Source organism: Paludisphaera rhizosphaerae, assembly GCF_011065895.1.
Lineage (GTDB): Bacteria > Planctomycetota > Planctomycetia > Isosphaerales > Isosphaeraceae > Paludisphaera > Paludisphaera rhizosphaerae.
This window is the reverse complement of record NZ_JAALCR010000020.1, coordinates 22,151-43,071: the sequence shown is the minus strand read 5'-3', so window position 1 is coordinate 43,071 and position 20,921 is coordinate 22,151. Positions and strand designations below refer to the sequence as shown.

At 62.5% G+C, this 20,921-nt stretch carries 27 protein-coding genes and 1 tRNA gene; 4 read left to right on the top strand and 24 right to left on the bottom strand.

Annotated features, from left to right (window positions below):
• Positions 1-109 precede the first annotated feature (109 nt).
• The 18 genes from G5C50_RS22960 to G5C50_RS22875 all read right to left on the bottom strand — a co-directional run bounded on the left by G5C50_RS22960 (position 110) and on the right by G5C50_RS22875 (position 13,476).
• Positions 110-1,063: a ParB N-terminal domain-containing protein gene (locus G5C50_RS22960; protein ID WP_165073298.1), complete on the bottom strand. Its 954-nt coding sequence runs from the start codon at positions 1,061-1,063 to the stop codon at positions 110-112.
• 147 nt (positions 1,064-1,210) lie between these two features.
• Entirely contained in the window at positions 1,211-1,669 is a 459-nt protein-coding gene (locus G5C50_RS22955; RefSeq protein ID WP_165073297.1) for a hypothetical protein, read from the bottom strand.
• Positions 1,670-1,714: 45 nt separating this feature from the next.
• Positions 1,715-2,194, bottom strand: a complete 480-nt coding sequence (locus tag G5C50_RS22950; RefSeq protein WP_165073296.1) for a hypothetical protein — start codon at positions 2,192-2,194, stop codon at positions 1,715-1,717.
• Positions 2,184-2,393 carry a hypothetical protein gene (locus G5C50_RS22945; RefSeq protein WP_165073295.1) on the bottom strand — a complete coding sequence of 70 codons (210 nt, stop codon included), beginning with the start codon at positions 2,391-2,393 and terminating at the stop codon, positions 2,184-2,186. The genes G5C50_RS22950 and G5C50_RS22945 overlap by 11 nt, the downstream gene beginning before the upstream one ends.
• A gap of 182 nt (positions 2,394-2,575) precedes the next feature.
• Positions 2,576-2,863 (bottom strand): hypothetical protein, encoded by a 288-nt coding sequence (locus G5C50_RS22940; RefSeq protein ID WP_165073294.1) that lies wholly within the window; start codon positions 2,861-2,863, stop codon positions 2,576-2,578.
• A gap of 13 nt (positions 2,864-2,876) precedes the next feature.
• Complete coding sequence (locus tag G5C50_RS22935; RefSeq protein WP_165073293.1) at positions 2,877-3,176, bottom strand: hypothetical protein; 300 nt, start codon at positions 3,174-3,176, stop codon at positions 2,877-2,879.
• A gap of 4 nt (positions 3,177-3,180) precedes the next feature.
• The gene (locus tag G5C50_RS22930; RefSeq protein WP_165073292.1) at positions 3,181-3,663 is read right to left on the bottom strand and encodes a hypothetical protein; all 483 of its coding nucleotides are present in this window, start codon (positions 3,661-3,663) and stop codon (positions 3,181-3,183) included.
• 414 nt (positions 3,664-4,077) lie between these two features.
• On the bottom strand, positions 4,078-4,326 hold the full coding sequence (locus tag G5C50_RS22925) for a carbon storage regulator (protein WP_165073291.1): 249 nt from the start codon (positions 4,324-4,326) through the stop codon (positions 4,078-4,080).
• Positions 4,327-4,355: 29 nt separating this feature from the next.
• On the bottom strand, positions 4,356-5,441 hold the full coding sequence (locus G5C50_RS22920) for a site-specific DNA-methyltransferase (RefSeq protein WP_165073290.1): 1,086 nt from the start codon (positions 5,439-5,441) through the stop codon (positions 4,356-4,358).
• A gap of 217 nt (positions 5,442-5,658) precedes the next feature.
• Positions 5,659-6,216, bottom strand: a complete 558-nt coding sequence (locus G5C50_RS22915; protein WP_165073289.1) for a pentapeptide repeat-containing protein — start codon at positions 6,214-6,216, stop codon at positions 5,659-5,661.
• A 73-nt stretch (positions 6,217-6,289) separates the two neighbouring features.
• Entirely contained in the window at positions 6,290-6,835 is a 546-nt protein-coding gene (locus G5C50_RS22910; protein ID WP_165073288.1) for a hypothetical protein, read from the bottom strand.
• Positions 6,835-7,347 carry a hypothetical protein gene (locus tag G5C50_RS22905; RefSeq protein ID WP_165073287.1) on the bottom strand — a complete coding sequence of 171 codons (513 nt, stop codon included), beginning with the start codon at positions 7,345-7,347 and terminating at the stop codon, positions 6,835-6,837. The genes G5C50_RS22910 and G5C50_RS22905 overlap by 1 nt, the downstream gene beginning before the upstream one ends.
• 561 nt (positions 7,348-7,908) lie before the next feature.
• Complete coding sequence (locus G5C50_RS22900) at positions 7,909-9,534, bottom strand: DEAD/DEAH box helicase (RefSeq protein WP_165073286.1); 1,626 nt, start codon at positions 9,532-9,534, stop codon at positions 7,909-7,911.
• The gene (locus tag G5C50_RS22895) at positions 9,504-10,844 is read right to left on the bottom strand and encodes a ParB N-terminal domain-containing protein (RefSeq protein ID WP_165073285.1); all 1,341 of its coding nucleotides are present in this window, start codon (positions 10,842-10,844) and stop codon (positions 9,504-9,506) included. The genes G5C50_RS22900 and G5C50_RS22895 overlap by 31 nt, the downstream gene beginning before the upstream one ends.
• Positions 10,837-11,733 carry a bifunctional DNA primase/polymerase gene (locus tag G5C50_RS22890; protein ID WP_165073284.1) on the bottom strand — a complete coding sequence of 299 codons (897 nt, stop codon included), beginning with the start codon at positions 11,731-11,733 and terminating at the stop codon, positions 10,837-10,839. Before G5C50_RS22890 ends, G5C50_RS22895 begins: the two co-directional genes overlap by 8 nt.
• Positions 11,730-12,227: a Rad52/Rad22 family DNA repair protein gene (locus G5C50_RS22885; protein ID WP_240907324.1), complete on the bottom strand. Its 498-nt coding sequence runs from the start codon at positions 12,225-12,227 to the stop codon at positions 11,730-11,732. Before G5C50_RS22885 ends, G5C50_RS22890 begins: the two co-directional genes overlap by 4 nt.
• 70 nt (positions 12,228-12,297) lie before the next feature.
• Positions 12,298-12,921, bottom strand: a complete 624-nt coding sequence (locus tag G5C50_RS22880; RefSeq protein WP_165073283.1) for a hypothetical protein — start codon at positions 12,919-12,921, stop codon at positions 12,298-12,300.
• Between the two features lie 54 nt (positions 12,922-12,975).
• The gene (locus G5C50_RS22875) at positions 12,976-13,476 is read right to left on the bottom strand and encodes a hypothetical protein (RefSeq protein WP_165073282.1); all 501 of its coding nucleotides are present in this window, start codon (positions 13,474-13,476) and stop codon (positions 12,976-12,978) included.
• A gap of 167 nt (positions 13,477-13,643) precedes the next feature.
• On the opposite strand from G5C50_RS22875, the gene G5C50_RS22870 reads away from it, so the two are divergent.
• Entirely contained in the window at positions 13,644-13,961 is a 318-nt protein-coding gene (locus G5C50_RS22870; RefSeq protein ID WP_165073281.1) for a ubiquitin family protein, read from the top strand.
• 2 nt (positions 13,962-13,963) lie between these two features.
• Here G5C50_RS22870 and G5C50_RS22865 read toward each other — a convergent pair whose 3' ends face one another.
• On the bottom strand, positions 13,964-14,266 hold the full coding sequence (locus G5C50_RS22865) for a helix-turn-helix domain-containing protein (RefSeq protein ID WP_165073280.1): 303 nt from the start codon (positions 14,264-14,266) through the stop codon (positions 13,964-13,966).
• A complete protein-coding gene (locus tag G5C50_RS22860) occupies positions 14,244-14,402 on the bottom strand; it encodes a hypothetical protein (RefSeq protein ID WP_206107815.1) in 159 nt (52 codons plus the stop codon). Before G5C50_RS22860 ends, G5C50_RS22865 begins: the two co-directional genes overlap by 23 nt.
• 233 nt (positions 14,403-14,635) lie before the next feature.
• Between G5C50_RS22860 and G5C50_RS22855 the strand changes: the two genes are divergently transcribed.
• Both G5C50_RS22855 and G5C50_RS22850 read left to right on the top strand, forming a co-directional pair.
• Positions 14,636-15,040 (top strand): helix-turn-helix domain-containing protein, encoded by a 405-nt coding sequence (locus tag G5C50_RS22855; RefSeq protein WP_165073278.1) that lies wholly within the window; start codon positions 14,636-14,638, stop codon positions 15,038-15,040.
• A 341-nt stretch (positions 15,041-15,381) separates the two neighbouring features.
• A complete protein-coding gene (locus G5C50_RS22850) occupies positions 15,382-16,281 on the top strand; it encodes a hypothetical protein (RefSeq protein ID WP_165073277.1) in 900 nt (299 codons plus the stop codon).
• Between the two features lie 3 nt (positions 16,282-16,284).
• On the opposite strand, the gene G5C50_RS22845 is transcribed toward G5C50_RS22850, so the two are convergent.
• From G5C50_RS22845 to G5C50_RS22830, 4 genes are all read right to left on the bottom strand, one after another.
• Positions 16,285-17,460 carry a tyrosine-type recombinase/integrase gene (locus G5C50_RS22845; protein ID WP_165073276.1) on the bottom strand — a complete coding sequence of 392 codons (1,176 nt, stop codon included), beginning with the start codon at positions 17,458-17,460 and terminating at the stop codon, positions 16,285-16,287.
• A 97-nt stretch (positions 17,461-17,557) separates the two neighbouring features.
• Positions 17,558-17,630, bottom strand: a tRNA-Val gene (locus G5C50_RS22840).
• Between the two features lie 60 nt (positions 17,631-17,690).
• Complete coding sequence (locus G5C50_RS22835; RefSeq protein ID WP_165073275.1) at positions 17,691-18,845, bottom strand: zinc ribbon domain-containing protein; 1,155 nt, start codon at positions 18,843-18,845, stop codon at positions 17,691-17,693.
• Positions 18,842-19,678: a hypothetical protein gene (locus G5C50_RS22830; protein WP_165073274.1), complete on the bottom strand. Its 837-nt coding sequence runs from the start codon at positions 19,676-19,678 to the stop codon at positions 18,842-18,844. The genes G5C50_RS22835 and G5C50_RS22830 overlap by 4 nt, the downstream gene beginning before the upstream one ends.
• An 85-nt stretch (positions 19,679-19,763) precedes the next feature.
• Between G5C50_RS22830 and G5C50_RS22825 the strand changes: the two genes are divergently transcribed.
• The gene (locus G5C50_RS22825; RefSeq protein WP_206107814.1) at positions 19,764-20,882 is read left to right on the top strand and encodes a family 43 glycosylhydrolase; all 1,119 of its coding nucleotides are present in this window, start codon (positions 19,764-19,766) and stop codon (positions 20,880-20,882) included.
• Positions 20,883-20,921: the final 39 nt, after the last annotated feature.

Genomic DNA, 20,921 nt, shown 5'->3' with positions numbered 1-20,921 from the left:
GCGGACGTTTTTCCAGTGCATCGAGATAAGCGGCACGGCTCCCCGATGATTCAAAAATGAATCATCGGGGAGCCGTGCTTTCAGGACCGCACCTCACGAGCCGTTGTCGTTACTCCCTCGATCTGGCGTGCACCTTGGCTGCCGCCAACTCCATGGCTAACGCGTGAGCCGTCATGAACTCAACGCCGGCGCGTCCTGTAAGCTTCGCTAGTTCTGGATGCGGTTCGACATCATCAGGGACTATCGCAATCACCCGGCTAGCGTTCCAATACAACCTGGCGAGAATCGCGTTTCCCACCGCCGCCACCCATGGCGATACCTCACATGTTCCGTCTGTAACGCGAACCGGCACGAAGGCGATTCCGCACGCGTGGTAGATCGGGAACTTTAAGAGATAGCCGCTGTTCACCGTGTCGATCGCAATCCCGTATGGAGCCAGGAACGCCTTAAAGGCGCTGACGCTCCCGAAGTTGATATTTGCCTTTTTCTTGGTGTTCGACGTCTTTCGCTGCATGCCGTTGAAACCTTCGACCACATCGGGGATCGCCTCTCCAGTCTGGCTTGCGTATTCGGCTCGCCATTTGAGAACCGACCCCGGAGTGGTTCCGATGTGATCTGCTATCACTCCTGTCGTCCTGTTAAGCCACCCATTGCCGAACAGCATGAACGCAGCCTTGCGGATATCCTCCCGCTTACGTCTTAAGCTGGCTCGCTGGTTCGCGGCAGCCGCAAACTCCAATGCATCCTGTTCCGTGCCATGGATCACCATGGCCGGAATGCTGGGCCTTCCAGCCCTGCGATAGGCATCATGCCGGTGAATGCCGTCGCCGATAACCATCTTGGCTTTCCCTAGATCAAACAGGGAGATCGGCGTCAACTCGCGGCCGTCGCGAACTACGCTCTCCAGGTAGGCGACATGGCCCAGGTCCAAGTGTTCCACGCGAGCCTGAAAACGAGTGTCCGCGTCGACAGCTTTCATGCTGACCTCCTCCGTGCGGACTAACCCATCCCGTCGCTTCTCCTCGATAATCCGCTCATCTGCGAATTGTGATGCTTTCTTCATTGGTGGGATCCTTGTCGCTTTTTGGGGTCGATTTGCCGTCCGAAAACATGGTCGCCCTTGGTGAAGCGGTCTGCATGCATGCACCTACAACATACTGTGCGTGCATGCATGGCTTGTGCACCCACGCACCTATCTGAGTGCATGCACTTACGGCAGTTGGGGTGGTGCCGGGTAGCTGACGATGTCGTTGAGCCCTACCAGGAAGGACAGCACGCAGTTCGCATCCTCTGTCGTCAGTCGTCCTATGACGTCGTCTAAGCTTCTCTCGCACTCCCTGACGTAGTCGAGCCTTGCTCTGCGTCTGACGGCGTCCGAGAGCCTCACGGCAGCCATAAGCCCTGCGGTCAGGTTCGCGTCCATCGCCTTGACCGGAGGCAAGTAGGGAGCCACCCAATCCGGCCGGCTTGGACCGCGTGGCATGCGGTCCACCTTCATGGGAATTGAGTCGACAACGGCGATGCCCGCGTGCGGCCTCAGCTTCTCGGCATTGGCCATAGCCTCTGGCCGCACGTAGTTCACCGTCATAGACGGCATGGCATCCTCTGCCCTCACGGGATGAGCCTGGAACGTCGGCGTGTTGTCGGGCTTCGTTCTGGCGTCGCTCATGGTGTCTCTCCTTCGGCGCACACGAACCCACGTTTATACCAGTCGTCAGCGAATCGCTTCCGCTCGACGCTGATCCCAATACCGGAACGCCACCCCACGCGTAAGGAACAGCAGACGTGCGGCGTCGAGCTTGTTCCTGTGCAGCAGCGGAGCCGGCACGATGATGTCGAGACGCCGCCCCGACTTCGACGGCTGTATCAGACCAGCGTACGCCGGCACTTCCTCCGGCTTGACCATGTCGCGAGGGGTGGCATACCAGAACCGCGACGGCGTCAGCCCCTCGACACGCTTCCGCCCCTCCGGATTCGAGAGAGCGGCCACGCGCTCCAGCTTCTCCGAATCCCGGTGGAAGTCCTTCCGCGTCACCTTGATTTCATACTCGCTGGCCAGGTATGAAGGCGACACCCGCACGAGATCCGATTCCCAGCCCCACACTCCGCAATTGGGGACGCACAGGCTGCCGGTCTTCAGGAACCGCGTCGCGATGAGGTTCTGTAGTCTGCGCTCCGTCCAGTCACTGGCCATTGCCCACCCCCTCCCCCGGCCCAAGCTCCCAGCGGTCGCCGTCGTCCCAGGTCGTGGGAGGCCCGACAAAGTACCAGTGCCCGAACAGCATCATGAATTGCACGCCGGCCGCGAGACCGGCCGCACCAAACACGGCCGCAGGATCGTAGCCCAGAGCCATCGAGCCCGACACCATCGCGAGGTAGAACCACACCAGCACGAGTCACCGCCTTTCAGAGTAAGTCGCCCGGCGACGGGTTGCGTGGAAGCCGATTCCACGCGGAAGCCGCATGCCTAGGCGTCGCCTCGTCTCCATGGCAATGCGGCCCTTCCATTCCGCATCTGCCGCACCGCGCCCACATCTCATAGAACGCGAGCCCGCGAACCCGGCATCGCCAGTGCCTACAGTCCGGGTTGGGACACGGCAGGATCGCCAATCCGGGAACCGTCGCCATCTCTCCCCCCTTCCCCAGCGAAAGCCAACCCCGGCGTCCACGGCACCAACGCAACGTCGCATGTATAGCTCTTGAACGGAACCAAGAGCGTGCGTTCCACGGAATAGGCTTCCGCCACAAACCCGGCGTTGAGGAACGTCATCAACGCCGCAGCCGCCTTGCGTTCCTCGGTATAGCGATGTCGGATCGACTGGCCATCCGACATCGCCACATGCACCTCGTAAGTCGTCGCCATGCCGCCATCTCCCCTATTCACTGCCTTCAGGCTCGGCCCGTTGCCGCCGGTCGATCTCAGCAGCGATCAAGGCCCCGGCCCTGGCCAAGTTGCTGATTCGATCCTGCGGGTTCCACGTCTCCCATGACCACGGCCATGAACCGGGCATGGGAGCGTCTGGCCCTTCCGCGTTCAGATAGCAGTCTGCCGCCCGCACCAACTCGTCGCACGTGTACCGATCGTCGCCGCAGGCGTCGTAACCGATATCGAGCTGATGAACCCGCTCGTCGGCAATCCGACCCCATCCCGACCGCTTGCCTGGCTTGTACGCCATGTCGCTACCTCACCCTGGAAACGTCAATGTCGAAGTCGCCGCCCCTCTCCCGGATCAAATCGCGATACGTCGATCCGTCCGGCAGCTTGTACTCGACGCTGAACATCCACTCGTCAGGCAGATACTCAACGACGCCGCCGGCAAGCAACTCCGGAAAGATCCGCTCCAAAGCCTTGACCTCGTCGACCCAGAACGCCGGTGCCCAGCGGTTCGCGTCGCGGAGCCATCGAACCTGTTCAAGCCTTGGCCGCTTGCCGTATCGCTTGATCTCAAGCTCAAAGTGTCGACCGTTGGGGAAGACGCCGAACAGGTCCGCAGCCCCTTCCTCCCCGGCCTTAAATCGCCGGGTCTTTCCCGTGTTCTCGTCCGTGAGCAACATCATGCCCGTGTTCCGGCGTTCGACTCGGCAGCCGTGAGCTTCCAGGTACGCCCGGCAATTTGCTTGAACCTCCGATTCCGGGATCGCCTTGAGGATCTTCGGGTCCATACTCCCACCCCACGACGCGTTGATGATGCCAGTCCCACGTAAAGCGGCCGTTGACGATCCGGCCGTAAACCTGACGCTTGACGCCGTTGAAAGTCACCCATCCCCAGCGTCCGGAGAACGGGAGGCGTTCGCCCTCACGCAGCACGCTGCACGCGAACGGCGAATCACAGACGGGAGGCACGTCGACCGTCTGTGCGTCCATGGACCACGACTTGTTTCCGTAGGGGTCCACGACGCCGAAGATCCGCGTACGCACGCCGTTGAGCCGACACCACCACATCTCAGCCGGTTGCGTCATCATCTCGACGCGGGCACGCTCCCCAGCTTCCTCCGCCGATCGCAGAGCCTTGTACGTCATCCGCACCATCAAGCAGCCGGCAACCAGACACAGACACAGCACACTCTGTCGAAACGTCATCGACGCCCCCCTTTGCTCCCGAGTGCCTTCGTGTTCCGCGACTCGGCTAAAGCCGCAGCCGCACGCTCGCGTTCTTCGTCCACCGCCTGCATAACCTCGAATCGGTGGATGGTGATGGACTGCGGAGCCTCAAACCCGATTCGAGCCTTGCCGCGATCGGCAGCCGCAACGTAGATGTTGATGCGTCTGCCGTCTTCAAGCTCCATCACGAACCACTCGCCCACGTTTCGACTCAGCACCAGCATCGACAGACCTCCTATATACGACTCCAGGTTTACACCACGTCCCCTAATTGGCTGAACAACGGCCGTGGTTCGGCGTCGGCTTTCGACGCCTTGACCACCGGCTTGTGCGGTCGCTCCACACGAACCGTCCCCAGCCGGCATTGACTCATCCGAAGGTCCAGCCCGATGCCGCGCCTGTCTAGCCGCTCAGCGACTGCAACCGTCGTTCCCGAGCCGCTGAACGGATCGAGCACAAGCCCATTCGGCGGGCACAGGCTCCGCAGGAAGAACTCAGCCAGGTCCTCCGGAAACGGAGCTTCATTCTCATGGGCAATAGCGTGGCCCATGTGCCCGCCGCCCGTCAGCGTCCGCACGAACGATGAGACAGCCTCACGCTCGGCGTTGAACGCGTCTTCAGCGGTAACGACGGCGTTCCCAGGATTGGAGATATCCGGAGACGCGTACCCAGGCGTCGGGATCCGGTGCGAGGGTCGCCCAGGCGTCTGGCGTGAGCCGTTTCGGCGACGGCTCCGGCCCGAGTTCGCCGATCCTCCCCACTGGTTACGCCGGCTCCCGTCCGACAGCCGGTTTGAGCACTCGCCGCCGCTGGCCCACTTCGGAGCGTGGCCACATGCCGTGTTGTCGCTCCACGCGAGGACCTCAGTCCGCTTGAACGCCAGACAGTATTCAACGTCCTTCCTGAACCACTGGCTGCCGCCGCTGCCGGGTACGCCGTTGCGATGCCAGTAAACCGGCGTCTCGCTGAGGATTCCGGCCTTATGAGCCTCCCACAGCAGCCCCTCGCACGCCGGCCAGTAATTGCGATCCTCCGTCTTGCCGGCACACACCCAGATCACAGCCCCTCGCGTGACTCGCAACGCCTCTCGCGTTATGTCGAGCATCCACGCCACCCACTGGTATTGATCGCGAGCGATGCCCAGATCCTTACCGTCCTCCAGATAGAGCCGAGCGTCGACGTACGGAGGCGAACCCAACACCAGATCAACGCTGGCGTCTGGCAACGGCAGATGCAACGCATCGGCCCTAGCGAATAGGTGAGATCCGAGAAACGTCGTCTGCCCAGGCAACGGCACGTGAGCCGCCGGCCCGATCTCACGCTCTGTGTCGTTCCTCATCGCTTCGCCTTATGCTTCCCTGAGAACGCCACCCGGTTCGACTTCGCCGCATCCGCCTGTTGCTCTCGCCAGTGCTCGACGGTCGGAGACCCTGCGAAGAAATTGCGTGACCTCCGTATCTCGTCTACCGCGTCCCGGACAAGGGTGGGGGCGTCGGGGTCGGTCCATGATCCGTCTGCCTCCCACCCTCGCTTAGTGTCCGGTGGCCTCCAGTCGATCACGCCGACGACTCGACAGCAGCCGGCTCGTGTTTCTCGACGTAGTCATCGAGGCATTCCGGATGATCGTCGTCCGGCTGAATCCACTTCGCCAGTTCGGCGAGAGCCCAAGACGCGGATGGGTCTCCAGCCTCAAGGAAGTCATCCCAACACCACGACCGCTGAATCGCGATGAAACCGGCAACCTTGAGCTTCTCCACATCTTCGCCAGCAGCCCGCCGGAGAATCTCCGAAAGCATCGCGTGGGAATTCCACGAAACCTTGGCCCCGACGAGCCTGGCCCCGTCGAGCCTGGCCCCGACGAGGTTGGCCCCGACGAGGTTGGCCCCGACGAGGTTGGCCCCGTAGAGGTTGGCCCCGTCGAGGTTGGCCCCGACGAGGTTGGCCCCGTCGAGCCTGGCCCCGACGAGGTTGGCCCCGTAGAGGTTGGCCCCGTCGAGGTTGGCCCCGTCGAGGTTGGCCCCGGCAGCAACCGCCGCAATGACGGTAGCCCGAATGTCGCCGTCGACCTCGAAAAGAACCTTCGACGCATCCCACCGGCTCACGATCTTGCTCATCGCTTATCCTCTCGTCTTGCTGCCCAGATAACAGCCGCGAACCATGCCGCAGCCCACGCCCAATCACCCACGTTCATCCCCCTACGGCTTCCAATGCCGCCTTACGCGACCTTGCCTTGCGGTACGGCCACATGCCCAACGCCGAGAGTTCGCTGATGGCTTGATAAGCCGGCGACTCCGAAACGCCGGCAGCCCTAGCCGCGTCCGCAACGCTGAGTCGCTGCCCAACGTCGAACGCCTCAAACACAGCCTCTGCGAACGCATAGAGGAACGTGCCAGGCACAACAGGCCCGAAGCGCTCGGCGTCGCGGCTTCGGCTATCCCCGTCCACATGCTCTCTGTGCGTGACGCCGACTTCCGATCGTTCCCATCTGATGCCCAGGTACGCCGCATACACCGCGTCGCCGGTGAGGAACCGATCGCCGATCATCTCGACGGCGTGAACTTCATGTTGGGGTTCGCACCGCGTCGACCTTCGGGGACGGCAGACGAACGGTTTACACTTCGTCGGCGACGGCCGACGCCAGCGAGACCGGCGGTAGGCTTTAAGAGCCCGCGTCGTCGTCTCAGACGGCTCATACGGCGTCGTCGCCGCGTCGGCGGTGTTTTGGACTTGCATCAGAGAGCCCCCACGGCTTCGCACAGAGGCTCCCACGCGACGACTTCGTACATGCCGAGACCGGCGGCTTCGACTCGGCCCCGAAGTTCGTCCTCACGCCACAGTCTCGCCTCGAACACCAGCACGCCGGACGCCTTCCACGTCGGGAACACGGCGACGACTTCCTCACTACGGACGCCGAATAGCGACGTCGTACGACGGAGCGGCTCCCACTCGCCCTCGATCGCGAGGCCGCCGCGTTCGACGTCTAGCCCCATCTCGTAGCGAGCAGACGACGAGACAAACCGGCACGGTCGCCCAGCGATCAGCCACAGCAGATGCGACCATCGGAGAGCCGGACGCCCGTACTCGTCGCGCGAGATCCGTAGCCTCGCAAGGTCACGCTCCGAAGTCGGGAGCGACGTCCGCACGAGGCGTCCGTCCACCCAATCCCATTGGTCGCGAACCACGTTCATCACGAGCGGCCCGACGCCCTCGATCGCGATGCTCACCCGCTTGCCGCCGTCGATCATCGCCCAGCCCTCCGCTTCCGCGTCTCAACGTCGTGGATACTACTCCAGGTTTATACCTGTACGCAATAGGTCGCTCCACAAAATGATCAAGAATTTCGCAGCGCATACCCCGGCCTTCCCCCGCGATCTGTATTCGATCCAGGCTCCTGCGCTAGTGTTATGGGTTCGTAAGGCTTTTCAGACGCTACCGATCGACTTATACACGCCTTTTCATTCAGTCGTCATCGCTGTGTGACCGGGACGTAGGCCGCTTTGTGGGATCGACTACCCACCCGTTGCCCGGAAACCCCCGTAGGGGTGGCGTTTTCGTCTCTCGGACTCGGCAACCCCGCTTGCGTTGCCTCGCGTCACTAGGGGAGGTTATAACCCCGTGCCCGCCTTCGTAGCTCTCGCTTGGGAAGGATCACCCGGCATTGATGCGTCAAGCCGGGACAAACGCCCACGCATAAGCATGGGAACCCGTAACTGCCCTCTAACGCCCAAAGCCCCGGCACCCGCGACGTCATGCGTCGCGAGCCCGGGGATACATACTCGAATCCAGGTTTACACCACAGGCCAACGCTAGGCGTTGCGATGGAACGCGTGGTCCAGAAACTCCGACGCCTCTGCCCGCGTCATGCGTCGAGCCGTCGCCGGCTCCATGCCCTTGGCAATCATCCACGAAACTTGCTTCATGGATGCGAGGCCAGCTTGTGCCCGGCCGATCATGACGTCGAGCATCTTCGTTGCACGCCGACGACTCAGCTTGTCGGCGTCGGCGACTCCGAACTTCGTCAGCGCCGCAGTCTGTCCAGCTGTAGCCGGATCATGCACGGCGTTGTTGCTTCCCCGCAGGACGACGCCCAGAGCTTCCGCCGCACTCGACGCATCGTAGCTCACCCACTTGAGCCGCGATTCCCGAGCCTTCGCCTTGACGCGTATGGCCTCACGCCGAGTCGCTTCGGCTTCGGCACGCTTCGCGGCTTCGACAAGGTCGATCGGCTTGTCGCCGTCTGCCTCAGCCAGCATCTCATTCATGACGTCGAGCGTTTCCGGCTTCGCATCCGTTCTGTCGAACAGGTCGGCCGGTCGCACGAGATCATGGCTCGACGTCAACCATGCGAAGTCGATCAGCAGGCAATCGGTCTTGCCCGTGTTCGGCGACAGCCGCGTGCCCCTGCCCACCATCTGGCTGTAAAGAGCCCGAGACTTCGTCGGCCGACACAGCCCAATCGCCGACGTCGCCGGTGCGTCGAAGCCCTCGGTAAAGAGCATGCAGTTGGCGAGAACCTGGATATCGCCGTCCTTGTACGCCCTCACCTTGGTTTCGCGATCGGCCGAGTCTCCCCAGACGTAATCGGCTTTCAACCCCATCGACGACAACGCCGTAGCCATCGCCGACGCAGAGCCGCAGTCGGGAGTAAAGACGATGGTTTGCCGGTCGCCGATCTTCTCGCGAATGCCGTTGGCCAACGTCTCCACCAGCGGCTTGATCTTCGCTTCCAGGTCGGCCGTGCTGTAGTCACCGCCCCTGGAGTTGAGCGACCGCAGGTCAATCTCAGTCTCGCACCTGACGACGCGCAACGGGCACAGATAAGGACCTTCCGGAGCCGGAGCCGTCATCGCATCCCAGATCGACATCTCATAGGCGACGCTGTCAAACACGTCGGCGATCTGGCTTTCATCAGCCCTGTCAGGCGTCGCGGTGACGCCCACCAGCTTCGCCTTGTGGAACCAGTTGATGATGCGTTCGTAGCTTGGGGCAACCGCGTGATGAGCTTCATCGATGACGATCAGGTCGAAGTAATCCCGTTCCCACGACTGGAGCCGCTTCCCCTTGAGCGTCTGAACGCTGGCTACGACGCACTGCGGCTCGAAGGCCGAACGCGCGTAGCTGTCGGCCCTCTCAATGCCTGCAATGACGCCGACGCGTTCGATGGTGTCGGCCGCTTGGCTGATCAACTCAGAGCGATGCGCGACGACCAGAACTCGGCCTCCACGCTCGATCGTCATTCGCACCATCAAGGCGAACAGCACCGTCTTGCCTGTGCCTGTCGGTAGGATGATGACCGTGGACCTGCCCTTTCTCAGACAGCCGCGTGCGGCGTCGATCGCATCAATCTGATAGCGGCGAGGCGTGAGCGTCGAAGGCCCGAGTTCTGGCGTCATGAGCAAGCTCATTTGGACAGATACCCCCTTCCATGGCACAGGCCGCACTCGCCGACGATGGGCACCGTCCCCTTGCCATCGCACCCGCCCTTGTCCGTGGGCGGGCACTTCCGCCAGCGGTCGGGAGGCTCAACCCTAAGCAGCCGCTCGATGCCGTAGCCGACGACGCCACGGAACGAGCCCTTGTAATAAGCCTTCGCCGCCTTGCCGTAGAACGCCTTGAGCGACCCCCGCATCTTTTGCTCGAAGGCCCGGAAGAACAGCGCGTCCATCCGGAACCGCGTCAGCGAGACGCCCGTGAGAACCGACGCCAGCGGCAGACGTGCAATCCATTCGTCGTCGGTCAGGTCGTCGACCTTCGCCGCTTCCTCAGCCTGTTCCTCGCGAACGGCCTGGATAACGTCTCCGGCTTCGTCGCCGGGATCTTCGACGGTGACGGCGACGCCGGCCGGGATCACACCAGCCGCTCTCGCACGCTCAACGCCTTCGTCGTACTTGCGTTCGCCGTTGACGGTGACGAGTCCGGAATCAGACGGAACCGGATCCGGCTCCGGCTTGGGCTTCTTCGGCTTGGCAAGGCCGAGCTTTTCCCTTGCCTCCGGGATGCTGACCTCTCCCCGCTTCAACTGCTCGAACGTCTCCGGCGATGCTTCCCTGATCTTGCCCACTTCGTGGACGTACCCGACGCTGACTCCGTGAGCCTTCGCCACGTTCTCGGTCGCCCTTCCTCCCGATGATTCATTTTTGAATCTTCGGGGATCTGGCGACTCCACACCCGTCTTGAGGTTGGACTGCCTTGTTTCCCTGCCCTTGCCAGCGTCCTTATCCCTGTCCTCGACCGCCAGCGCCGCACGCTGCCCAACTGTCAGGTCGCGTCGAGCTTGGTTCTTAGCCTTAACGAATTTGAGAGGGTCGCCCCATTCTTCCGGAGTCCATTCGCGAACGTTAAACGGCACGCCCACCTCACGATAGGCTTTGTAGCGATGCCGTCCGTCGAGAATCTTCCCTTCAAACAGAACAATGTCCTCCTTGGCCCCAACGCTTTGCACGCTCTCCAGAAGGTCTTTGTACGCTGCGTCTCCCATGCCTGGATAACGCAGAGACAGCGCATGCGGCTCCAGGTCGGATCCATCCCACGGCCGAGACTCTCCCGGCTTCCTCGCATCCACGAACGCCGCAGGTTCTTCGCTGCCCAGAACTCGCACGGAATACACCCCCCGCCACGAAACGCCGAACGTCGACATCGCCGCCTTGATCGCTGGTTTCTCGGCCTCCGCTTCGACGACGCCCAGCAACGCTGCAACGCCGTTCTCTGGCCTCCCGTACGCAGCCCATCGCTTCTCAGCCATAACGACTCCTTAGATCCGCAACCGCCGCACTGCGGTCGCTGTAGACGCCCAGGGACACACCCAGATCGAGCAGTCCCATCCTCAAACCTGTACCAGAATCCACGTATACACCAGCCGTCGAATGAATCGCGGCAGACGGCTTTTCGTCCACGCGTCCAACCGCGTGACAAGGCAGCCAACCCGACGACGCGCGAGGCTTGCCCACGGTGCGGACGCCCCACGATCGGACGAGCGTTGGAATGTCGATGCGTGCAATGAGTTCGTCGACGCCGTTCGGCATCGGAGCCCTTGACGTCGGCCGCACGAGCGCCGGCGTCGCCGTTGGCTCGGGAGCCGCAGGCGCGAGACTCAGAACCCATTGCGGGCATTGGGCCGGCATCGGGATCCCGCCTCGCCCCGTCTCCGGAGAGTTCCAGCGATCCAGCCACGTGTAGCGACGGCCGGTCTTAGGGTGGATCGAAGGCGGTGCCATGATCAGCGACCGATCGCATAGCCGCTCGATGCCGGAATGACCGCCTTCCCCCTTCCAGATGAACGCCTTCGGCAATGCCGGCCCTGTCCTCGCGATCCGGAACCACAGATGCCGACCGCCGCCGCCGCTGTGCGAGATCCACGTGCGAGGGGTCTTGCCCATGGTCGCCCAGCGTTCGACGGCTTCGGCTCCGTCCAGGTCGATGACCAAAAGCCCCCACGCGCGGCCGGTCATAACCTGTAGGTTCGACGTCTCCCACGCGTCAAACTCGGCAGCCGGCAACTGCGGCCCGTCCCACATGTGGGCGAACCTGATCATCGGCCGCTTATCGTCCACCCGCGACGGCAAGGGATTGAACCCTCGCATCCGGTATAGCTCGGCGTACTCTTTCGCCTTGGCGACGTCGGCCGGCGTCATTTGGCACCGCCCTTGCCCCGGTGGAATCGCTCCCGAATCCACTTGGGAACGCCGTCGTCGTACAGGTAACGGCCGATGCCGAACTTGACGGCCGCTCGCTTGAAGGCGTCAGACTCTCCCGACTTCTCGACGTCGGATGAGTCTTGCATGTTGCGGCTCTCGCCGCCGATGCCTTCCTTGGTCAGCGTCGAGCCGTCCGGAAGCCAGAGCGTGAGACGGCAGAGCCACGCGTTGTCGTGGCGTTCGTACCTGTCTTCCCAGCCCCAAGGCCCCGCGACTTCATCAAGCCGGTTCATGACCGTGCGAGCCGTCACGTACGCGAGTTCGATGTTGCCCTGCTTACGGGTCTTGACTTGCTCCGGGTCGAAAGGGAAAGCCAGCTTGGCGAAGAACTCCATCTTGATCGCCTTCGCCTGGTCTTCCACAGCCTGCCTGCTGACGACCGGAGGCGGAACCACAGCCGGCAGACCTCCGGCCGACGTTTCATCGCTCATGGTGTGACCTCGAATCAAGGTGAGAACGGAGCCGGCCGAAGCCGGCTCCGCAAGCCTCCGGCATCCAGGTTTATACCTGGTTCATTGTCTCCGGACGGCCTTGGATATTCAACCCGAGTTCTTCGGGAGAGTCGCCGATAGCAACCGCGCGGAAGCCGTCCCGAGAAGTGAACTCGGCGACGCCTTCGACTGTGCCCTCAGTCGGCGACTCGCTTTCGTCGCCGCTGGCGTCGTCGGCGGGTTCGCCGTCGTCGTCATCGTCGTCAGCGTCCGGCACGTTGGCGTCGAGCATCGACGCGTTCCAGGTTCGCATACTGGTCAACCCTAGGATCGGATCGACCCAAGCAACGTACGGCCTGCCCGCGTGACGGAACGTGACGGCGTCGCCGGACGGGACCGTCTTCATCGCGATTTCGATCCGTTCCTCAAGAGGCCCGAGAACAAGGGAAAGCCCCTGGCTCTCTCGCTCAAGCTCTTGATAGCGGTGAGACTCTGCGAGGATCGATGGGACGCTGACGCCGGCCTTGAGCCCGGCAACGATGCCGTCGATGCGGTTCACTGTGTCGGCAATGAGACGACGCACCCGCATGAAAGCCGGCAGCATCGCCTCACGCTTGGCCAACAGGTCGGCCACAGTCTCATCGGGACGCTCGATGGTAAGTGTAGCCTGCACCCTGATATCCCCTATCAACATGGCTCCAGCCCTCTCCAAAATGTGATCGTGTGGGAGTAGACGACCGCTACCGACTCAGCCTCGGATGCGACCCTTGGCCTTGGCGCGATCGGCCTTCTCAGCAGCCGCAGCCTTGTCGGGGTCGATGGAACCGAACATGGTCAGAACTTCGGCAGCCACGGCCGCAGCGTCGAAGTCTCCGGCGACGACCAGCGAGCAAGCGCCGACGAGCACCGACTTGAAGCAAGCCGCGTACGCGTCTCCGGCTTCCTGCAAGCGACCGCCGCTGAGGATGTCGGCCGCAGCCGCAGGCAACACAGACTCGATGACGTTGCGCATCCCCGTAAGATTCGTGAACGCGAGCCGTCCTCTGTTCTGAACCTTGCCCGCCGGTTCGTCGGCCAGCACGCGGAACGCGGACACAAGAGCGGCGACGCCATCGGCCGCAGCCTTGACCGCCGCCAGCTTCTCCGGCGTCATGCGCGACGCATCGAGCACATCGTCATTGGCGACGTCGACGGCGACGTCTTCAGTGCCGCAGAAAATCGAGCCGCAACCGCACTTGGATTCGGACATAGCCTAGGCTCCCCACAGAAGTCTAAACGTGTACACCGCAGGAATCACGCGTTCCCGCGAATAATCAAGACGCCTCCGGAGCGAAAGCCCTCTTGACCTTACGTCACTCCGGAATCAAACTACACCCGGACTCAGGTTTACACCCACACCCGAAACGGAGTCGAGCCATGGGCACCAAAGCCAACGAACGTCAAACCCCGATCGCCCTGCCGCCGGAAACGATTCGGGAACTCCACCGCGCCGCCCTCACCCTCCAACCGTACGTTGAGCGTGAGGGACGGGAACTTACCAAAGGCCCGATGTTGGGCTACGTCGCACGCTGGTTCCTCGCCCAGCCCCTCGCCGAGCAACTGCGAATCACGCTCGACGGCAAACGGATTGCAGACGCTGAGACGCCGGTCGACATGGCCGACGACGACACGCTGAGGCGGGTTGCCGCCGAAGCGAAAGCCGGAGCCAAGCCGAAGGCAAAGGCGAAGAAGTGACGTCATGACCGGCTGCCCCTGGTCTTGCTCGGCCGAAACTCACGCTCGCACCATTCAGCGTCAGCCTGCGGACGGCGACGCCGAGTCGGTGCCGGAGCCGCAGCCGAATCCACGCCGTTGGTGCAGGCCGTCATAAACGCCTGCACCGCAGCCTCAGACGTTCGCCACTGACCGCCAAGCTTCCACGCGGCCAGCGGCGACACACGGTGGACACGCCACGCGTGAACCGTCTCGATCCGCACGCCGAGCCGCGCCGCGATCTCGGAGAACGGCAAGAGTTCCTCAAGCGGAGGGATTGGCGACATTGACCCCTCCCTCGCCGTTGACGACCTCAGAGTCTTCGTCGCCCCATGGTACGTCATCCGGCCAGTCGCCGGTGGACACGATTACGAGCAATTCATCGGCTTCATCATCGATGTCGCCGGGGTCTTGCATCGACACGATGGTTCCCCCCCTTTGCCTGGTGTCGTCAGTTGATGCAAACCGTCAAAGCAAAGGCTTAAGCGCGATCCTGCAACGACGAATCCACAACCGGCATCGAGTCTGATAGACTGCGATGGAGTGGATTGTCTCGAAGAACCCGCCTATCGCTGACACAGGCAATTTAACCCCAACGGTCTTAAACAACAAGCCCTCAGGGGTTGTTTTTCACAAATTAACAGAGAGGGCGTCAAGTGGAGAAGAAGCGCGGAAAGCCACCCAAAGACGTCCCCCCGGCGAAGGGCTCACTAACCAGTGTTTCAGTAGCTAAGATCAACAAATTAATGGATGTACATCGTCTTACACAAGATGAATTGGCAAAGGTCGCCGGGGTTCACCAGACCAGCGTCAGCAAAATACTTCTCAGAACGCGACGCCCCTATGCCGACCAATTGGCCGCATTCGCTAGGGTTCTTGGCACAACCGTCGACTGGATTCTCGACGACACGAAATCGCTTCCCGATCCAGATAAGGCCGTCAGCATCGACGACTATGTTAAGTCGCTGGTCTCGGCAGGGTTTCATCCTGCTTCAGCTTCACAACTCGCGATTCGGATTTTCGGCATTCAACCTACCGCCTCGGAGATCGATCGGAATTGACCTTCCGAGTCTGAATGCAGCCGCGATAGGCCCGAACGCGGCGACAGACCATTCGCCATCGACGTCAAGCATTTTCCTAGACGCCGCCACCCTGAATAGATGCTCTTGAATCGCACCATCGCGATAGGTGTGAAACGTGAATTGAATCGCACGGCGAAGCATCATCGCCCTACCCCCGACACGTTGCCTTCGTCTGCTGTGTCTAAGCCAACCATACTGAACGCCAGTCCACTATTCAAGCCGCCTGATGCGGTTTTAATGTCATGCTTGATGGTTGCGACCAAGTAAGCCGCGCGTTAGGCTTTCGGGGCAAATGTTAAACATTGCCTCGGGAGCATTCCATGTCGCCTATCATCCTTGCCGCGTCGCTCGCCATCTGGTTCGCCGACGAACCAGATCCGAAGCCGCTTTCATCCCTTCAGGCGTCGCACGATCAAGTCCGGGACGTATCTAAGCTGTGCCTTGATCTGGGTCGTGTGTACACCGACCCAGAGCCACACAAGGCAAAGATTGACGCCCGCATTTACGCCGAATGGAACGGCCTGAATCGCAAGGCGCTTACCCAATCCGACAAGGTGCGAATCCAGGTCGACGTCACTGCCGGAGAGTGGTTCTACATCCAAGAACGGTTTCCGTCACATGACCTGGCGATGCTCGCGGGCAACAACCGACTCAAGGCCACCAATGGGAACCCAGAGCGAAGAACGAAAGACAAAATCGAAACCTACGTGATTGCGAAGAACAACCTTCCATACACCGAGTCGCGGCGCATATTTTTATGCGTCGAGTCCACGACGTGGGACGTCCCGTTCGGCGATCTTCAGCGGATCGCAACGTCAGGAGAATCCTACGCCGACATGGCGGTAGGAACCCTGAACTGGAAGATCAACTCGCGGCAGATGTCCGCGCTTCGGAGTATGGTTGAACAGTTGTTGGTCTCGTCAGAAGAGGCGATAGCCCGAGAACGAGACGTCGCGCAGAGGCAAGCGGAGGCCATGCAGGCCGAGAGAGCCAGACTTGAACCGTTTCGCGCCGAGGTTGACGCAGCTATCGAGAAGGCTCGAAGGGCCGGGAAAGCAGTTCCAAAGAAGCTTTACGCTACTGCCGGGGAGAAGATCAAGTGGCGTACGTTGGACAGAGAACTGGAGCCCATCATCAAAAAATACAAGCTCCAGCCAAAGGATATTGATGCCCTCCTGTTAGACCACCCCGACTTCCGCGTCCGTAGCAAAATTGAATAACCCTCACCCCATCCGCCCCATGGCGTCGCGCGCCTTGTCCTCCGCACGCTTCGCATAAACCTGCGTCGTCGTCAGCGTCGAGTGCCCCAGCACGACTTGAGCGACTTCAAGCCCTAGCTCGCGACGTATCCGCGTCGCGGTTGCGTGCCGGAGTTGATTGGGCGTCCACCTGCGGACAGGTTCCAAACCCGCCGCCGTCCGCTGTTCATTGGCCTTGGCAATCCCACGCTCAACGGCTTGGCGATAGCTCGCGTCCGTGTAGTGGTCGGAGAGCCGTCCAATTCTGTCGACTCGGCTCCGGTCCACCTGCGACGGCTGCACCTTGCTCTTGCGCACTGCCCTCAACCCCGCCATACGCTCCGTCTCAGCATCCCTAGGCGAGAAGACGTAGGCAGCGTCAGAGCCCCGCAGAAACGATCCTAGAGCTTTCTGCGCCATGGGACCGATGAACACAGCGCGTCCATGGCCTAGGTGGTCGGTCTTGTGCGAGGGCGGGCGGTAGATCCAGACCTCACCCGACGCGTCGACGTCGCAGGATCGCATGGCGCAGACTTCACCCGGCCGCGCTCCAGTGTGGCGCTGCACCTGGATCATGGCCGCGATCTGACGGGAGACATGCGGCAACACCGCGTCAACGTCGGCGTCGTCGACGGGTTGCACCGTCTTGCCCTCGCGCGTGCCCGGCTTGCCCTTCCGCAGCGACTCGACCGACCGCAACGATTCCCAGACGGATGCCGGCAGCATCTCGTTCGACACCGCCCACCGAAACGCACGCACGATGATGCGAACCCGCTTGTTCACCTGCGTTCGCACGTGCCCATTCGCTCGAATCCGCTCGCGCACGATCTTCAACGCGACGGGTCCGAACTCGGCCGCAGCCGTGTCGCCGTAAAGCTCATACAGCGGCTTGAGCGCCGCCTTGACTAGCTCCGGCTCGTTCGACCGATACTCCCCCCGCACATGCTCCAGGAATCCCCGGATAAGCGTGGAGACTTCGAGCGTCCCGCTGCTGGTCGGAACCCTCCGGCCGTTGGCCAGCCACTCGATGATGTGCCGGTCATAGGCCGCGTAGCTCTCGGGAGAGCCGTGCTTGCCGAGATAGAAATCGTGCGTGCCCAGCCTGACGACCGCTTGCCCCGACGCCTTGTGCAGTTGGTATTTCGGGTGCCGTTTCGCCATGGGTCCGACCTCCGTTTTACCGTAGTCTACGGAAAAAGGAGATTGTAAACCCATGAACACTGTCGCCGCAAGTCTTTTGTTTTCAACGTCTTCCTAGTGGGCGATGAGGGATTCGAACCCCCGACGTCCTGCTTGTAAGGCAGGCACTCTAACCGCTGAGTTAATCGCCCTCAGTGCGTCATTGTAGCGTCTCCATCGTCCCGCGCGAGCGCGGATGATGAGGAGAACGGTCAAGAAGCGGGAGGGGCGCTGGGAGCATGTTCGCCGGGGGATCTGAGAATCGGCGCCGAGGGCGAAGGCTCGTGGTCGATCGACTCAGAGGTCGGGGCCGGCTCAGGGAGAATCCGGCGAGCCTCGACGACACGCCAGGCGGTGTCGATTCCCTCAAGGCGGAAACGTACGAGCGTGAGCCGCAACGGGACGGGAGGATCTCCGGGAGATCCCAGTTCATCGGTCGCCCGGGCGACGACCACGGCGCGATCGTAGATGAACGGGCCATCGGCCTTGAGGTTGAAGAAAGGCCGCTTCAGGAGCGCCTCCCAGGTCGGGGGAGACTCCCCGACGTCCAATGCCAACGTTTTCGGCTCGGCCGGCAGAGGGGGTTTGGCGTCCTCGACGAGCATCTTGTAGGTGGGGAGGATTTTCTTCGGAGCGAGCGCCCCCTCGGCCAATTGCTCGAAGACCTTTCCGAACCCCTCGGCAGCTTCGAAGATGTCGTTTGGATCGCCGCTGGCCATCTTCTCGTAAACGCCGGACTTCTTGGCGTCGGCCTTGGCTTCGTGGAGAGCGTCGAGAGTCTCGCCAGCCGCGCCGAGCGGGTTTCGAGGCGTAAAACGACGGATCGACGAATCGTAGGCGAACTCGCCGTCGATCTTGCGGTGGAGGGCAGCGATCGGCGCGAACGGCCCCCGGAGCGTGCGACTCTTGGATTTGTCGCGGGAGGCGTCGAAGTAGCCGCTGATGGCGGGAGGGTCCTCGACGACCCCCAGTCGCTTCTGAGCCTCTGCGTCGTGGTCGACGAGGGCCTGGAGATACGCCTGGGCGACGCGTTCGACGGGGTCGTTGGTCTTTTTCTTTTGGAACCTCGGCCAAAGAACGAGGAACGCCGAAACGCCCGCCAGCAGGAGCAGCCCCAGCGCGGCCAACCAGAGTTTGCGACGAGACGATTTTCGTTCGCGGGCCTCGGGCGAGGGTCGGAAGACGGACGTCGCCTCATCCGGGGCTTCGTCTCGGACGGGGACGATACGAGGAAGTGTGGGCTCGGGCTTCGTCGCGCCGGGCAATTTGAGCTTGGCTCCGCACTTGGGGCAGGCGACGACGCTCCCCGGGAGTTCAGAAGCGAGGAAGGCGGACTGGCACTTCGTGCAACGGACTCGGACGCTCATCGTCGGTCCTTCTCCCCGTTGGGGGTTCGGCGTGGGGAGGCTCCGGAAGCAGCATCAGGGGCGCAGCGGCCGCAGACGTCACGGCCTCCGGCGACGGCGCGACCGCAGACGTGGCAGAGACCGGCGCGGCGGCGGATTTCCGGGAGCACGGCGCGGAGGGGGGCGGCCTCGGGTTCGTCGCCCAGACTGTCGACGGCGTGTGCGACCCAGCGAGCCACCTCCCAGTCGACGTCCTTCGCCTTGGCTCGAGCCTCCACCAGCCCCTTGATCCAGCCCGCCAGGTCGGCGTCGAGCGTCCGAAGGGCTTCGCCTCGGAGGTGCTGTGTCAGTTCGTCGCGAAGTTCCAGGGCCCGATCAACGTCCTCGTCGGCCCTCGCCGCGGCCAAGTCCTTCTGAAGCGCATCGACTCGCCCCGTATTCAACGGGCGGGGCTGCGACGTGGAGGTCGCCCCGCTCTGCCCCGCAGCGCCGTCGGCATCCAGCCTGGCGGCGATCCGTCCCAAAGCGGGAAGGACGTGGATCTCCATAAGGTCGACGGTCCGCCAGGACGCCTCGGCCTGGTCGGCAAGAACGTCGAGCAGCCCGGCGATGACTTTCAGAGTCGTCCCCAGAACCCAGCCAGCCAGGCCAAAGCCGACCACCGTCGTCAGCGCGATCAGCCCAGCGATCCGCCGCTCGGCCCAGGTGAACTGAGCATCGGAGAGAAGCACCTGGGCCTGGTTCAGGAAGTAGGCCAGCCCCAGCATCGCAACGCCGGCTTGCACGACCGGCGCCAGCCGGGCTAAAGCCTGACCGCCGTTTCGGACCGAGGTGTACCGATGAGGGGTGCTCATGAATTGGCGGCGTCCATGAAGTTCTGCCGTTAGGTCCTTCGTCACCGCGGCCCCATTATACTAGGCGTCAAGGAGGACGACCGTCATGATGAGAACGCCGCGAAATTCAACCCTTGCATGGTTCGTCGCCGCGAGTGCAATGGCCCTCGCCAGCCCGGTCCTCGGAAGCGAGCCGGCGAAGATCACCCCCGGGGCGATCTGGCCGGACGATCGGGGCCAACACATCCAGGCTCACGGAGGAGGCGTCGTCAAACATGGGGACGCCTATTACTGGTTCGGCGAGGATCGCTCGCGCGACCTGCCCCGCGACCTCCGCGCGGTGGCCTGTTACTCCTCGACCGACCTGGTCCACTGGACGTTCCGCTCCCGGGCGTTCCAGATGTCCACCGGGCATGAGGCGACTCCGCCGATCGCCAACCGTCCGAAAGGGTTTCCCGACTGGCGGCTGGTCCTCGAGCGACCCAAAGTCTTCCCCAACGCGCGGACCGGGAAGTTCGTGATGTACATGCACCTGGACGGCGCCGAGGAGCCCGGCGGCCCCAATTACCGGCAGGCGCGGGTGGGCGTCGCGGTCGCCGACAAGATCGAGGGCCCCTACTCGTTCGTCACCCACTTCCGGCCGCTCAAGCATGAGTCGCGAGACATCGGCCAGTTCATCGACGACGACGGCACTGCGTACCTCATCTACGAGGACAGGCCGGTCGGCTTCCATATCGCAAAGCTGTCGGACGACTACCTCACCGTGCTCGAGGACGTCACCACGATCAAGGCGCCGATCGAAGGCGGTGCGCTGGTCCACTACGACGGCCTGTATTACATGATCGGCTCGTGGCTGACGGGGTGGACGCCCAACAACAACGTCTATGCCACGTCCAAGTCGCTGGCGGGCCCCTGGACGAAGTTCAAGGACGTCGCCCCTCCCGAATCGAACACGTTCAACTCCCAATCCACCATGATGCTCAAGGTGGTGGGGACCAAAACCACCACTGTGATCTTCATGGCCGACATGTGGAAGCCTGAGGCTCAGTGGGACTCCCGCTACCTCTGGATGCCCATGGAGATCGGCGATGGAAAGCTGCAACTCCCCGAGCCTCGCCCCTGGACCCTGGACGTCGCCACAGGCGAAGCCGTCATCGATCACAACGCGCCTGCGATGCCGTACAAAACCGGCAAGCCCCATCGCGTGGTCTCGACCGACGAGTAATTGACGAGGGCGCCCTCGAAGCGTGAAGTCGAGGCGTTT